Origin of the sequence: Actinophytocola sp. (assembly GCF_036378875.1) — a bacterium.
Lineage (GTDB): Bacteria > Actinomycetota > Actinomycetes > Mycobacteriales > Pseudonocardiaceae > Actinophytocola.
Genome location: NZ_DASUVO010000171.1, coordinates 24,460 through 38,253 on the forward strand (window position 1 = coordinate 24,460; position 13,794 = coordinate 38,253).

The 13,794-nt window shown below is 68.9% G+C and carries 12 protein-coding genes; 3 read left to right on the forward strand and 9 right to left on the reverse strand.

What is annotated here, in order from left to right; all coding sequences use genetic code 11:
• Positions 1-24 precede the first annotated feature (24 nt).
• Entirely contained in the window at positions 25-3,012 is a 2,988-nt protein-coding gene (locus tag VF106_RS47965) for a glycine--tRNA ligase (RefSeq protein ID WP_330846910.1), read from the forward strand.
• A gap of 55 nt (positions 3,013-3,067) precedes the next feature.
• Here VF106_RS47965 and VF106_RS47970 read toward each other — a convergent pair whose 3' ends face one another.
• The 3 genes from VF106_RS47970 to VF106_RS47980 all read right to left on the reverse strand — a co-directional run bounded on the left by VF106_RS47970 (position 3,068) and on the right by VF106_RS47980 (position 5,484).
• A complete protein-coding gene (locus VF106_RS47970; RefSeq protein WP_330846803.1) occupies positions 3,068-3,757 on the reverse strand; it encodes a DUF4328 domain-containing protein in 690 nt (229 codons plus the stop codon).
• A gap of 1,170 nt (positions 3,758-4,927) precedes the next feature.
• On the reverse strand, positions 4,928-5,332 hold the full coding sequence (locus VF106_RS47975) for a hypothetical protein (protein WP_330846804.1): 405 nt from the start codon (positions 5,330-5,332) through the stop codon (positions 4,928-4,930).
• A complete protein-coding gene (locus tag VF106_RS47980; RefSeq protein WP_330846805.1) occupies positions 5,329-5,484 on the reverse strand; it encodes a hypothetical protein in 156 nt (51 codons plus the stop codon). The genes VF106_RS47975 and VF106_RS47980 overlap by 4 nt, the downstream gene beginning before the upstream one ends.
• Positions 5,485-5,657: 173 nt before the next feature.
• Here VF106_RS47980 and VF106_RS47985 point away from each other — a divergent pair, with 173 nt between their 5' ends.
• Positions 5,658-5,915, forward strand: a complete 258-nt coding sequence (locus VF106_RS47985; protein ID WP_330846806.1) for a hypothetical protein — start codon at positions 5,658-5,660, stop codon at positions 5,913-5,915.
• A gap of 633 nt (positions 5,916-6,548) precedes the next feature.
• On the opposite strand, the gene VF106_RS47990 is transcribed toward VF106_RS47985, so the two are convergent.
• From VF106_RS47990 to VF106_RS48005, 4 genes are all read right to left on the reverse strand, one after another.
• Positions 6,549-8,912, reverse strand: coding sequence for a glycoside hydrolase family 65 protein (locus VF106_RS47990; RefSeq protein ID WP_330846807.1), 2,364 nt, complete (start codon positions 8,910-8,912; stop codon positions 6,549-6,551).
• Between the two features lie 49 nt (positions 8,913-8,961).
• Positions 8,962-9,675 (reverse strand): HAD family hydrolase, encoded by a 714-nt coding sequence (locus VF106_RS47995; RefSeq protein ID WP_330846808.1) that lies wholly within the window; start codon positions 9,673-9,675, stop codon positions 8,962-8,964.
• 26 nt (positions 9,676-9,701) lie between these two features.
• Positions 9,702-10,160, reverse strand: a complete 459-nt coding sequence (locus VF106_RS48000; RefSeq protein ID WP_330846809.1) for a GNAT family N-acetyltransferase — start codon at positions 10,158-10,160, stop codon at positions 9,702-9,704.
• A 239-nt stretch (positions 10,161-10,399) separates the two neighbouring features.
• Positions 10,400-11,131 carry a PaaX family transcriptional regulator C-terminal domain-containing protein gene (locus VF106_RS48005; protein WP_330846810.1) on the reverse strand — a complete coding sequence of 244 codons (732 nt, stop codon included), beginning with the start codon at positions 11,129-11,131 and terminating at the stop codon, positions 10,400-10,402.
• 53 nt (positions 11,132-11,184) lie between these two features.
• Here VF106_RS48005 and VF106_RS48010 point away from each other — a divergent pair, with 53 nt between their 5' ends.
• Entirely contained in the window at positions 11,185-12,804 is a 1,620-nt protein-coding gene (locus tag VF106_RS48010) for an acyl-CoA dehydrogenase family protein (RefSeq protein WP_330846811.1), read from the forward strand.
• On the opposite strand, the gene VF106_RS48015 is transcribed toward VF106_RS48010, so the two are convergent.
• Positions 12,797-13,180, reverse strand: a complete 384-nt coding sequence (locus tag VF106_RS48015; protein ID WP_330846812.1) for a VOC family protein — start codon at positions 13,178-13,180, stop codon at positions 12,797-12,799. The two genes, VF106_RS48010 and VF106_RS48015, sit on opposite strands and share 8 nt — an antisense overlap.
• A complete protein-coding gene (locus VF106_RS48020) occupies positions 13,177-13,740 on the reverse strand; it encodes a hypothetical protein (protein WP_330846813.1) in 564 nt (187 codons plus the stop codon). Before VF106_RS48020 ends, VF106_RS48015 begins: the two co-directional genes overlap by 4 nt.
• Positions 13,741-13,794: the final 54 nt, after the last annotated feature.

A 13,794-nucleotide genomic window follows, 5' to 3' on the forward strand; every position in this document is an offset into this window, starting at 1 on the left:
ATTAGGGTTGTCAAGGTGCTGACCATGCAGGACGCGTTGCTCGCCTTGACCAAGTACTGGACCGACCGGGGTTGCATGATCGTGCAACCGTTCAACACCGAGGTCGGCGCCGGCACACTCAACCCGGCGACCATCCTGCGCGTGCTCGGTCCGGAGCCGTGGCGGGTGGCCTACGTCGAGCCGAGCGTGCGGCCCGACGACGCCCGGTACGGCGAGAACCCCAACCGGCTCCAGACCCACACCCAGTTCCAGGTGATCCTCAAGCCGGACCCGGGCAACCCGCAGGAGCTGTACCTCGCGAGCCTGGAAGCCCTGGGCATCGACATCCACGCGCACGACATCCGCTTCGTCGAGGACAACTGGGCCTCGCCGGCACTCGGGGCGTGGGGGCTGGGCTGGGAGGTGTGGCTGGACGGGCTGGAGATCACCCAGTTCACCTACTTCCAGCAGGCCGGTGGCCAGAACCTCGACCCGGTGTCCGTGGAGATCACCTACGGCGTCGAGCGCATCCTGATGGCGCTGCAGAACGTCAGCCACTTCAAGGACATCGCCTACGCGCCGGGCATCTCCTACGGCGAGGCCTTCGGCCAGGCCGAGTACGAGATGAGCCGCTTCTACCTCGACGACGCCGACGTGGACACGCAGCGGCGGCTGTTCGAGGACTACGCCGCCGAGGCGCGGCGGATGCTGGACCTGCGGCTGCCGGTGCCGGCCCACGTGCATGTGTTGAAGTGCTCGCAGACGTTCAACGTGCTGGACTCCCGAGGCGCGGTGTCGACCACCGAGCGTGCGAAGGCGTTCGCCAGGATGCGTGGCCTCGCCCGTGAGGTGTCGGCGCTGTGGGCTGACCGCCGCGAGGAGCTGGGGCACCCGCTGGGCCTGTCGGAGCTGCCGCCGCTCGCGCCAGCCCCGGAGTCCTTCGCCACGGTGACCGAATCCGCGCCGCTGCTGTTTGAGATCGGCACGGAGGAACTGCCACCGCACGAGGTCACCCAGACCGCCTCGGCCGTCAAGGACGCGGTGACGACGAAGCTGGCGGCGACCCGCCTGGCCCACAGCGACATCACCGTGCACGCCACCCCGCGCCGCGTCGTCGTGCTCGTCGACGAGGTGGCCCCGGCGGAACCGGACGCGGAGCGCTTCGTGCGTGGCCCGCGCGCGTCGGCGGCCTTCGACGCGGCCGGCGAGCCGACCAAGGCCGCGGCCGGCTTCGCCCGCGGCCAGAAGGTCGACCCGGCGGCGCTGGAGCGCGTGGACGTCGACGGCGTCGAGTACGTCGGCGTGACGAAGACCGACCGCGGCCGTGGCGCGCTCGAGGTGCTGAGCGGCGTGCTGGGCGAGGTGGTCACGGAACTCCGGGCCGACAAGAACATGCGGTGGAACGACCGGAAGCTGTCGTTCACCCGCCCGGTCCGCTGGCTGGTCGCGCTGCTGGGCACCGAGGTGGTCCCGGTGACGGCGTCCACTTTGGCCGCGGGGCGCACCACCCGGGTCCACCGCACGGCCGAGAACCCGACGGTGGACGTCCCGACAGCGGCCGGCTACTTGGAATTCCTTGCCTCGCACGGCATCGTGGCTTCGATGATCGCCCGCCGCGAGGAGATCGTCCACGCGGCCGGAGAGCTGGCGGCCTCGGTGGGCGGCACGATCGACGTCGACGCCGAGGCGGGGTTGATCGACGAGATCGGCAACTTGGTGGAGCAGCCGAACGCGATCCTGGGCGGCTTCTCGGAGACGTACCTGGAGCTGCCGCAGGAGATCCTGACGACGGTGATGCGCAAGCACCAGCGCTATCTGCCGGTGCGCACGGCGACCGGTTCGTTGCTGCCCCACTTCGTGGCCGTGGCGAACGGCGCGTGCGACCAGGACGCCGTCCGGGCCGGCAACGAGGCGGTGCTACGAGCCCGCTACGAGGACGCGAGCTTCTTCTGGCGCGCGGACCTGAAGGTGGCCCCGGAAACCATGAAGGCGGGTCTGGGCCGCCTGGCCTTCGAGGAGAAGCTGGGCACGATGGCCGACCGCGCGACCCGCATCGCGGCGATCGCGGCGGACCTCGGCGCCGAACTGTCCACTCAGGATCACGCCACACTGGAACGCGCGGCGACGCTTGCGAAGTTCGACCTGGGGTCCCAGATGGTCATCGAGCTGACGAGCCTGGCGGGCGTGATGGCCCGTGAGTACGCGGCCCGAGCGGGCGAGCCGCAGGCGGTGGCGGAGGCACTGTTCGACATGGAACGTCCGCGCTCGGCGGGCGACCGTCCTCCCGCGACGATCCCGGGTGCGGTGCTGGCACTGGCGGACAGGTTCGACATGCTGGTGGGTCTGTTCGCGGTGGGCGCCGCCCCAACGGGAAGCTCGGACCCGTTCGGCCTCCGCCGCGCCGCCGCGGGTGTGATCACGATCCTGCGCGCACACCCGACCCTGTCGGACATCACGCTGACCCGAGGCCTGTCCACGGCGGCGAAACACGTTCGCGCGCAAGGCATCGACGTCCCGGACCAGACGCTGTCCGAAGTGGAGGACTTCGTCGTCCGGCGCTACGAAGGCCAACTGCTGGACGCCGGCCACGACCACCGTCACGTGGCGGCGGTCCTCCCACTGGCAACCGCCCCGGCGGCAGCGGAATCGACGCTGCGCGAGATCGAGCAGCGCGTGGGGGACAAGGACTTCGGCGCGCTGGTCGCGGCGCTGCAACGCGTCCGCCGGATCGTCCCGGCCGACACGGACGCCACGTACGACCCGGCAAAGCTGACCGAACCAGCGGAACAAGCACTGCACAAGACGCTGACGGACGTGCGAGGTGCACTGAGGACAACGTCACTGGCGGACTTCGTGCTGACGGCCACCCCACTGACCACACCGATCAACACGTTCTTCGACGACGTCCTGGTCATGGCGGAGGACCCGACCATCCGAGCGGCCCGCCTGGGTCTACTCGCGACAATCAGGGACCTGGCGGCACCGGTGCTGGACTGGCAGGCACTGGGCACCAGCTTCACCACGGAGAACTGACCCACACCACCGATCCCCGCTTCGCGCTCGCTCGCGAAGCGGGGACCGTGGCATATCAGGCGGTCCGCGCGATGCGCCCGTCCTGCCAACCACCGATTTGTCGCACGATCATCGCAAGGGCCACCGCCGCGCCAACCGTCAACACCGACTCGATGGCCTCGACGATTCCAGCCGTCCGCAACGACTCGACACCCTCGACGTAGTGCCAGACATAGAAGTCGATCCAGTCGAGAGCGAGGCCGCCGAGCCAGAGCGCCCACCAGAGCCCGAGCCAACGACTCCAAGGCACGGAACGCAGGTCGAACAGATCGGGCACATTGGTCGGCCGACTCGCCCGGTACACATCGTCCACAATCATGAACGGGAACCACAGGTTGACCACCGGACAGATCCACGACCCGGTGGCCCATCCCCGCCCCAACCGATGCGGCGCGCGGCAGAGTATCTCGGCGTTCAAACGCACCCGCCAGAGCCAAACGATGAAAACAACACCCGCGGCCACGAGGGCAAGCAGGTAGACCGCCGCCGTGGTCGAGACAAGATCGTCCGCGGCGGCCACGTCCGCGTCAGTCACGCCGGCACCACCAGCAACGTAGTCCGCGACGACCCAGTACGCGTTCCATGTGGCCCAGGTCGACACAACACCAAGGACCGCGACAACTCCAACAAGGACGATCGCGGCGAGACCTACCTCACCGGCCCGCCGGTAAGACACCGGTCTGGCAATCTGCTGCGGACCATGCATGACTGTTCCTCCCCCAGCACCACGGCGACGACTGCCGTGCCGGCACATCTTGCCGCATCCCAGAACCAAGAAGCCGCAGGGGGAGCCCGCTTTTCGCGGGGAGTGTCCTGAAAGACGCGTTCGGAGCATCGCCGATGTCTCGAAAGACGCGCTGATGACGCTCAACGACAGGAAGCGTCTTTCGGGACATCGGCGCGCTTCATCCGCACCGGCTTCCGCCTGAGAGAACAGAGGAGACCGAGGCCCCGCGAAGCGAGGCCGCCCGCGCAGCGCGCGCCCAACAACAAGGACCCAGAAACGGTCTGCCTAATCGGCCGTCTACCTGGCGTCGACCCCGGAGAGTCCGAGGATGGTCTGCCTAACCGACCATCTACTGGCCTCGACACCGGAGAGTCCGAAGACCGTCTGCCAAACCAGCCATCTACCCGACCCCAACACCACAGAGCCCAACGACCAACCTGCCCGATCAACCACCCGCCCGGCCCCGACCACACCTCAACCCCGGCCCACCCCCGAACCCGGCCAAACAGCGGAATCAGAGCAGCACAACCTCCCGAGACCCTTCAGACCCCTTCACAATCAACTGCTCACGATTCTCCCGAACAGCGCGATACACGAAATCCCCATACCCGATCAACCGCCGCAATGCCTCCGTAAGAGTGACGCCTTCCCGCTCGATGACGTTCTCTAGCGCACGCACAGTATCCGGCGACACGGCAACGTTGATCCTTTTCGGTTCTGCCTTCGCGGAGTTTGGCTGCCCAGCGGACTCGGTCCGTGCGCCCTTAGCCGACATGGTCACATCCAGTGCTTGAGGTTCGGGCAATCGGGTTAAGTGTATGTGTGGTGCTGGTGGGGATGCAACACGGGACATACACGTAATCGACACTTACCGAGTGTTGTCATGCCGTGTTCGGAAGGTTACCCTCAAGGCGGGACGGCCTTGCTGACCTGCACGGACGGCCCATGGCGGCACCCGGCGTGGCGAGGGAGCGCCGGGCGCCGGGGAAGGGCGAGAGATAATGCCTGACACCAGCTCCGCCCGCCGGCACGCGGAGCGACCGCCGCTGCCCGGGAGCGGAATCGAACCCGTGGATGGGACCTGGTTCGAGACCGGCGACGAACCACCCGCCGACCAGCCCCTGATCCTGCTCGTCCCGGTGACGGGCGTCACTGGTCCTTATCGAACTTGTTCGGATTGATGTTCGCGCCGGCGCCGAAGAAGGCGCCGACGATGGTGGCCGCGGCGCCGAGCAGGATCGGGAGCACGATGCGCGCCAGCTCGGTCGCGAACGTCGGTGAGATCGCGCCGGCCCACAGGCCGATCAGCAGTGCCAGCAGCGTCAGCAGGATCAACGCGCCGACTCCGAGCAGCACCCACTTCTGCATCCGCAAGTAGTGTCGCCGCGCGGCGCTCCTCGCCTCGAGCTCGGCCTGTCGCTCGCGCAGTTCCAGCTCCTTGCCGCGGGCGATCAGCTCCCGGTTGCCGGGCGTCGACCGGTCGACCCAGGTCCCGTCGTCGGTCACCTCGGCGCCGGACGGGGTGCGTGGCCGGCGCCGAGGCCGGCGCATCATTGCCCGTCCGGCAGCGGGATCGTCGCGATCAGCGGTTCGTCGACCGGCCGTCGCGCGCACTCCTCGTACCAGGTGTTCTCCGCCCGGGACTCGTCATCCCGGGCTCGGCCGCGCCGGGGCTCGTTCTCGCGGGGCGTCCTGGTGTCCCTCATGACTGACGCCGTCCTTCGTGGGGCGTTCGCATTGCGAACATCACTCTCTAGAGCAGGGTAACTCCAGTGTGCCACATAAACAACGTCAATTGCGTGGTCAATCGCTGTTGCTTAAGTGTATGCACCGTGGGAAACTGGACAGACCTGAGCGGACAAGGCAGGAAGTGATGGTCATGCCGGTCAACCGCGCGGACGTCGAGGAAGATCCCCAAAGCGGCCTCGCCGCTGAGCCGAGACGCATCAACGTCGCCATCTCGCCGGACACGGTCCGTGCACTGGAGCTCGTGATCGAGCTCGAGGGTGTGACGCTCACCGAGGCACTGCGCCGCCTGGTCGGTTATGGGGACTTCGTGTACCGCGCCGTACGGGAACGTGGCGAACAACTCCTCCTCACCGGCACGGACGGCACGAGAGAAGTGGTGGTTCTGTAGCTGCCGCACACATCGACTCGGGATCTCCCAAAACAGCCCTGGAAGACGTTTCGACCGACCCCCGGAACGCCTTCCAGGGCGCCCGAGCCAAGGCTGGCCGCCGCGTCTGGGTGCGAAGCGGCGGGCAGCCGCACCCGGAAGGCGCGTGCGGAAAGGCCGGACGCGCCTTCCAAGCAAGGCCAGCCTCAGGGCACAACGCGCGCTCGTTGATCAACGCCAACCCAGATGGTTGCGGAGGAATCCCCACGCGGGCAAGACGCCTTGCGTTGCGCCGCCCGCCGGTGGCTGATGTCTTTGAGGGTGCCCTTCGGGACATCCGGGAACCGGCCACGGGCTCCGAACCGCCCGCGACGACCGTGTCGTGCCGCGAGACCGGCCAAGCAACGTCCCCGAGACGCGTCCCGAACGGCACGCTCAGGACAGCCCTCGCCCCGAACGAGCCGTTCATGATCAACGCCAACACAGATGGTTGCGTAGGCATCCCCCACCCATACCCGGGGGGCCACCCCGAGGCCATCGTACCAACCGGCAGAGACAAAACCCCTGGTCGCGGCCCCTGTGGACAACTTTCGACGACGAGTCCGAGCGAAAGGGACACTCGTGCACCCATCGAGCCCGGGGCCGGGGCGGGTGTCAGTCCTGGCGGGTGGCGAACTTCGGTACTCGGCGGTGTGGTGCTCGGCCCGCCGGCTGGGTCGGCGCGTCGCGAGGGGTCAGGGTCGCGATGCGGCGCCACTCTGGGGTGCCCTTGGTCAGTGTCAGTTCCTCGCCGTGGTGGCGGACCGTCAGGTCCGGACCGTCGAGCAGTGTGTAGCTGGCGCCGTCCTGGTCGATTTCCACCGCGAAGCGGCTTTCCCGGTAGGTCAGGCGGAATGCCAGTCGCTTCAGGGCTTTTGGTAGGCGGGGTGTGAAGGCCAGTGACTGGTCGTGGTCGCGCATGCCGCCGAACCCCGCCACCGCCACCGTCCACGCGCCCGCCAGTGACGCGATGTGCAGGCCGTTGCGTACGTTCGTGTGTAGGTCGTGCAGGTCTGTCAACGCTGCCTCGGCGAAGTAGTCGTACGCCAGGTCGAGGTAGCCCACCTCCGCCGCCAGTACCGCCTGCACGCACGCCGACAGCGACGAGTCCCGCACGGTCAGCGGCTCGTAGTAGTCGACGTTGCGGATCTTCTGTTCTGGCGTGAACGCGTCGCCCCGCGTGTACATCGCCATCACCAGGTCCGCCTGCTTCACGACCTGCTTGCGATAGAGGTCGAAGTACGGATAGTGCAGCAGCAGCGGGTAGTTCTCCGCCGGTGTGTTCTCGAAGTCCCACACCGCGTGCTCTGTGAACCGTTCCGACTGCGGGTGTACGCCGAGGACCTCGTCGTACGGCACGACCATCTTCGCGGCCGCCTCGCGCCACGCCGCGATCTCCGCCGCGTCCACGCCGAGCGACGCCGCGGCGTCCGGCTGTCGTTCGCAGACGGCCGCTGCCTCGCGCAGGTTTCGTTGCGCCATCAGGTTTGTGTAGACGTTGTTGTCCACAACCGCCGAGTACTCGTCCGGGCCGGTGACGCCGTCGATGCGGAAGCCGCCGTGCAGGTCGTGGTGGCCGAGCGACGACCACAGGCGGGCGGTCTCCACCAGCAGCTCCGTGGCGTGGTCGCGTTCGAAGTCGACGTCGTCCGTCGCGGCCAGGTACCGCACGACCGCGTCGGACACGTCCGCGGACACGTGGAACGCCGCCGTGCCGGCCGGCCAGTACGCCGAGCACTCGGCGCCGTCGATGGACCGCCACGGGAACGCGGCGCCCTTGAGCCCCAACGCGTCCGCACGTTCCTTCGCCTTGTCCACAGTGGAATGACGCCAGCGCAGCGCGTCCCTCGCCGACTCGGGCACCGTGTACGTGAGGACCGGCAGCACGAAGGTTTCACTGTCCCAGAAGGAATGTCCGTCGTAGCCGGGGCCGGTGAGGCCCTTCGCGGGGATCGCCCTGCTCTCCCCGCGGGCACCGGCCTGCAGGATGTGGAACAACGCGAAGCGCACCGCCTGCTGCAGCTCGTCGTCACCCTCGATCTCGACGTCCGCCGTGGCCCAGAAGTCGTCAAGGTACGCGCGTTGTTCGGCGATCAGACCGTCCCAACCGGTCTGCATGGCGCCAGAGAGCGCGGCGTCGACCTGTGCGCGCAACGCAGGCGCGGACCGGCGGGCCGACCAGCCGTAGCCCATGTACTTCACGAGAGTCAGCTTCGAGCCGCCCGCCACGTCGACCGCGGCGGTGAGCCGGGCGAGGTCGTCCTCAGCGTGGATCTCGCAGCGCAGCCCGTCCTCGGTGTGGATCTCGTGGTCCATCGCGGCGGCGACACGCAGCTTCGACCTGCGGGTCTGGTGCACGAGGACCGCGTGGTAGCCCTGGGCCGCGGCGTGCTCGGCGGCCAGCGGCGCGTCCAGCGTGGCGGCCACGCGCGGGTCCTTGGACGCGGACTGGATCGGCTCGTTGGCGAGCAGGTCGGACTGCACGACGAGCTGCACGCCACCGTCGAGCGGCTCGACCTCGTAGCGGATCGCGGCGACCGCGCGTTGCGTGAACGACACCAGCCGCTCGGACCGCACCCGCACGCGGCGCCCGGTCGGCGACTCCCACACGGTGTCGCGACGCAGCGTTCCGGAGCGGAAGTCGAGGACACGGTGGTGCTCGAGCGCGCGGCCGTACCGCATGTCCAGCGGCTCGTCCTGCACCAACAACCGGATGACCTTGCCGTCGGTCACGTTGACGACCGTCTGGCCGTCCTCCGGGTAGCCGTAGCCGGCCTCGGCGTAGGGGAGCGGGTGCTGCTCGTAGAAGCCGTTGAGGTACGTGCCCGGCAGGCCGCGCGGCTCACCGTCCTCGAGCGTGCCGCGCATGCCGATGTGCCCGTTGGACAGTGCGAAGATCGACTCGGTGCGCTCCAGCGCCCCGAGGTCGAGCGAGATCCAGCGCAGTTCCCAAGGCGCTACCTGAAACCCGTGGCTCATGACGCCCCCTCATCCGCTCCGTGGCGCCGGAACGCTCCGCAAGCTGCGCTCACAGCAACTCCGCGAGATCGTCGACCACCACGTCCGCGCCGTGCGCGCGTAGTTCCTCGGCCTGGTCGGCCCGGTTCACCCCGACCACGTAGCCGAAATGTCCGGCCTTCCCGGCCTGCACACCGGACAGTGCGTCCTCGAACACGGCGGCGTTGCCGGGCGCGGTGTTCAGCGCCTTGGCGCCGGCGAGGAAGGAGTCGGGCGCCGGCTTGCCCTTGAGCTTGCGCTCGGCGATCACGACGCCGTCGATCCTGGCCTCGACGAACTTCGACAGGTCGGCGGCGTCGAGCACGGACTCACCGTTGGCGGAGGAGGTGACGACGCCGATCCGCAGCCCCGCCTTCTTCGCTTCCTCGAGGAAGCGCACCGAGCCGGGGTAGGGGTTCACACCCTGCTCCACGATGATCTGCTGGACCCGCTCGTTCTTGCGGTTGCCGACGGCCTGGATGGTGTCGTCGCCCGGTGGCGCGTCCGGCGGCCCCTCGGGCAGTTCGATGCCGCGGGAGGAGAGGAACGCACGCACTCCGTCGAACCGCGGCCGCCCGTCGACGTGGTTGAGGTAGTCCGCCTCCGTGAACGGCTCCTGCCCGTATTCGGCCAGCAACGGGTCGAACGTCTCTTTCCACGCGGCACGGTGCAGCGCGGCGGTGCCGGTGAGGACACCGTCGAGATCGAACAGACAGGCGGTGATGTGGTCAGGCAGCCCTATCACGCTCTGCACGCTACCGAAACCAGGGCTCAGCTGCTCGGCACAGTGAACGTAAGACGGGGCAGTTCCCGTCCCGGCCGCACCGCCGACGGGCTGGTGCCGACCCGGACGGCGCCCATCGTGAGGTAGAACGGCTCGGCGAACGGGTCGGAGTCGAGGCTGAACGAGGTGAGCCCGACGCCACGCGCGGTGTCCACGACGTGTGCCCACAGCCGCCGCCCGATCCCGCGACCAATGTGGTCGGGCTCGACGAACATCAGGTCGAGCACGCCGGCGGGCGGCTCCCCTTCGAGGGCGTAGAACCCGACGACCGCGCCGTCCTCTTCGGCCACGGTCACGCGGCGCTCGGCCACGTCCTCTGGCCGGACGGCCAGCTGTACCCGGCAGGCCCGGAGGAAGGCGGCGTCGTAACCCCAGTGCCCCTTCGCTCGGACAGCGAGGTCGCTGAGAAAGCCGGCCTCATCGGGGCGGGCAGCACGGATCAGCACACAGTCACTGTGACATGGCCTCGCTCCGCTCGGCGCTTCGCGGGCCTCAATCCGGCGTCTTCCCTCCTGCGCGCGCAGATCCCCTGGGCTCCTTCGTCGCGCAGGGAATCTCCGTGCTCGTCAGTCCAGACGCCGGCGGCCCGCTCAGGGACGTGGCCTCGCTCCGCTCGACGTCACGGCCTCGCTGTCGGTCGGCGTTTGTCGGCCTTGACCCGGCGGCCCGCTCAGGGGTTGTGCGACTAGATCGGGTCGATGTCCAGTTGGGTGGCGAGGGTCTTGCGGAAGCGGTCGTCGAACTCGTCGTAGCGGATGCGCAAGCGATTGCCCGGCCAGTTCTTGGGCAGCAGCTCCTCCGGCAGCAACGGGTCGGCCAGGAAGTGGCGCAGGACCGCCGCCGCCAGGATGAAGCTCGACGCCAGGTCCGCCGCCTCGTCCAGTGCGGCGTCCAGCTCCCGTGCTCGTCCCGCCCAGCCGGGCAGGTCCCACAGCGTCTCCGCGAGCCCTGCCGTCTCGGGGCGGCCGACCAGGAAGGTGCACTGCTCGGTCACCAGCGCCGGCCGCTCCCGGGACAGGTTCGCCGGGCGCAGCCAGGTGCCCTCGCGGAGTTCGGCCAGTCGCAGCTCGGTCATGGCCGTGCGGAATGCGGTGCGTTCGGTGGGGGAGCGGCGCGCGGCCGTCACCACCGCGATCTCCCACTCGCCGTCCCACGGCCGCACCGACGGGTAGCGGCTCTGGTCCTGACGGGCCTGACGCGCCCGCAACCGACGGGTCAGCTGGTAGTCGCCGTTCACCTGGGTCAGCTCGCCTGCCGCGACCATGCGGGACAGTGCCACCCGGATCGTGCCCTCCGCGATGCCGAAAAGCTCACCGACCCGGACCAGGCTTCGTGCGGGCAGGCGTGGCGGATGGGCGCCCAGCAACGTGCTGAGCACCGCCGAGCGTGCCGTCAGCGGTCGCAGTCCCGCAACCATCACCCTGCCTTACGGTCTAGCTTCGCGTGTCCAAGAAATGTAACATCAACGGCATGCCGGCTACCCATGTGGTCACCAACCAGGTCCCGCCGCTCGTCGGGCACGACGTGGCCGCGGACGCGGCCCTTCTCGACGGTCTGCACCGGTACGACGCGGGCTGGGGCGAGGCGGACCTTCACGAGCTGGGGCGGCTCGCGGGCGGCGAGCAGGCTCAGGAGTGGGGACGGCTCGCCAACGCCTACCCGCCGGTCCTGCGCACGCACGACCGCTACGGCAACCGGATCGACGAGGTCGAGTACCACCCCGCCTACCACGAGCTGATGACGGTCGCGGTCGGCCACGGCATGCACGCCGCGGCGTGGCGGGACTCCCGGCCAGGCGCGCACGTCGCCAGGACCGCCGCCTTCTACACGTGGTCGCAGGCCGAGGCCGGTCACGGCTGCCCGATCTCCATGACCTACGCGGTGGTCCCGGCGCTGCGGCACAACGCGGAACTGGCCGCGCGGTACGAGCCACTGCTCGCCACCCGCGTGTACGACCCGGGCCCGCGTCCGCCGGAGACCAAGCGCGGCCTGACCGCCGGCATGTCGATGACCGAGAAGCAGGGCGGCTCGGACGTCCGCGCCAACACCACCCGAGCCGTGCGGCAGGCGGACGGCACCTACCTGCTCACCGGGCACAAGTGGTTCACGTCCGCGCCGATGTGCGACCTCTTCCTGGTGCTCGCGCAGGCGCCGGGCGGGCTGTCGTGCTTCCTGCTGCCCCGGGTCCTGCCGGACGGCACCCGCAACCGCATGCACCTGCAGCGCCTGAAGGACAAGCTCGGCAACAGGTCCAACGCGTCGTCGGAGGTGGAGTACGACGAGGCGGTCGCGTGGCTGGTCGGCGAGGAGGGCCACGGCGTCCGCACGATAATCCAGATGGTCAACATGACCCGGCTCGACTGCGTGATCGGCGCGGCGGCCGGCATGCGGCTCGGCGTCGTGCAGGCCGTCCACCACACGACCCACCGGCAGGCGTTCGGCGGCTATCTCGTCGACGCGCCGCTGATGGCAAGCGTGCTCGCGGACCTGGCCATCGAGTCCGAGGCCGCCACGATGCTCATGATGCGGCTCGCCGGTGCGACTGACCGGGCGTTCGCCGGCGACGAGTCCGAGGCCGCGTTCCGCAGGCTGGGCCTCGCGGTCAGCAAGTACTGGGTGTGCAAGCGGGCGGCGACGCACGCGAACGAGGCGCTGGAATGCCTGGGCGGCAACGGGTACGTCGAGGACTCGGGCATGCCGCGGCTGTACCGGGACGCGCCGCTGAACTCCATCTGGGAGGGTTCGGGCAACGTGGCCGCGCTGGATGTGTTGCGTGCCATGGCATCCGGCGGCACGGAGGCGTTCATGGCCGAACTGGACGCGGCTGCCGGCGCGGACGCCCGGCTCGACGCGGCCGTCGCCGACCTGCGCAAGCGGTTGGCCGAAGGCCCCGACCAGGCCAGTGCGCGCCGGCTCGTGGAGCGGATGGCGTTGACACTCCAGGGATCCCTGCTGGTCCGGCATGGACACCCGGCGGTCGCGGACGCGTTCTGCGCCTCCCGCCTTGACGGCGACTGGGGCGTCGCGTTCGGCACTCTGCCGTCCGGAGTGGACACCGCGGCGATCATCGCCCGCGTCGGGGTCAAGTGAGCTGGAGCAGGTCCCACCGGTTGCCGTAGAGGTCCAGGAACACGGCCACCGTGCCGTAGATCTCGTTCCTCGGCTCCGCTTCGAACCGGACGCCGGCCCGCGTCATGTGGTCGTGCGCGGTCGTGAAGTCGTCGACGTTCAGGAAGAACCCGACGCGGCCGCCGTGCTGGTCGCCGACCCGTGCCTCCTGCTCCGGCCCCACCGCGCGGGCGAACAGCAGCCCGGTCTGGCCGCCGGGCGGGTCGACGACCACCCAGCGCTTGCCGCCGCCCTGGTCGGTGTCCTCGCGCAGGACGAACCCGAGCGCTCGCGTGAAGAACTCGATCGCCTCGTCGTAGTCGCGGACGAGGAGCGCGACCAGCCCCAGGTGTGTCATCGCGCGGTCTTGTTCGGTCGGGTGTTGCCGTTGTACGCACCAAGGTTCACCAGCGTCAGCTGTTCGTCCCAGCTGTCCCAGTAGGCCTGCTTGCTGCTGTACCAGTAGTAGTTGCGGTATCCCATCAGCTCACCGAGGTCGGTGTGCTCCTCGACCAGGTCGGGGCGCCCGAACAGCTCGAGAAAGTCGTTGTAGGACTTCAGGAAACCGAACTGGGACAGGTAGCCCTTCTCGGCGCCGTACAGTGCGAACCCGACGACCCGGCCATTGACGATCTTGTAGCTGGTCCGGTCGGCGAAGTGCACCATGCCCTCGCCGTCGAAGACGTCGTCGATCAGGTCGCCGAACGTCAGGCGCCTACCTTCCCGGTCGTAGAACTCGGGCTCGGCACCGCGACGGTTGGCGGTGCGGTGCACGATCGGCGAGATGACTTCGGTGATCTTGTGGCGATCGATGTTGTCGCTGGCTTTCGCGCCGAAGGGAACCCCGGCGAGACTCAGCGTGCGTGGATCGAGGTGAGGTCTTGTGAGTAGGCGGAGGTTGTCCAGGATCTCGATCATCCGCCAGAGGATAGCGAGCAGCGCGCCGCGCGGATTTTGGCCTACCGTGGGCGG

Excerpts from the sequence above, each read along its gene's own strand:
- VF106_RS48020 (WP_330846813.1), bottom strand. The coding sequence starts at position 13,740 with ATGATCGAGATCCTGGACAACCTCCGCCTACTCACAAGACCTCACCTC.
- VF106_RS47985 (WP_330846806.1), top strand. The coding sequence starts at position 5,658 with ATGCCGGTCAACCGCGCGGACGTCGAGGAAGATCCCCAAAGCGGCCTC.
- VF106_RS48005 (WP_330846810.1), bottom strand. The coding sequence starts at position 11,131 with ATGGTTGCGGGACTGCGACCGCTGACGGCACGCTCGGCGGTGCTCAGC.
- VF106_RS48010 (WP_330846811.1), top strand. The coding sequence starts at position 11,185 with ATGCCGGCTACCCATGTGGTCACCAACCAGGTCCCGCCGCTCGTCGGG.
- VF106_RS47970 (WP_330846803.1), bottom strand. The coding sequence starts at position 3,757 with ATGCATGGTCCGCAGCAGATTGCCAGACCGGTGTCTTACCGGCGGGCC.
- VF106_RS47965 (WP_330846910.1), top strand. The coding sequence starts at position 25 with ATGCAGGACGCGTTGCTCGCCTTGACCAAGTACTGGACCGACCGGGGT.
- VF106_RS47990 (WP_330846807.1), bottom strand. The coding sequence starts at position 8,912 with ATGAGCCACGGGTTTCAGGTAGCGCCTTGGGAACTGCGCTGGATCTCG.
- VF106_RS47980 (WP_330846805.1), bottom strand. The coding sequence starts at position 5,484 with ATGAGGGACACCAGGACGCCCCGCGAGAACGAGCCCCGGCGCGGCCGA.
- VF106_RS48015 (WP_330846812.1), bottom strand. The coding sequence starts at position 13,180 with ATGACACACCTGGGGCTGGTCGCGCTCCTCGTCCGCGACTACGACGAG.
- VF106_RS47975 (WP_330846804.1), bottom strand. The coding sequence starts at position 5,332 with ATGATGCGCCGGCCTCGGCGCCGGCCACGCACCCCGTCCGGCGCCGAG.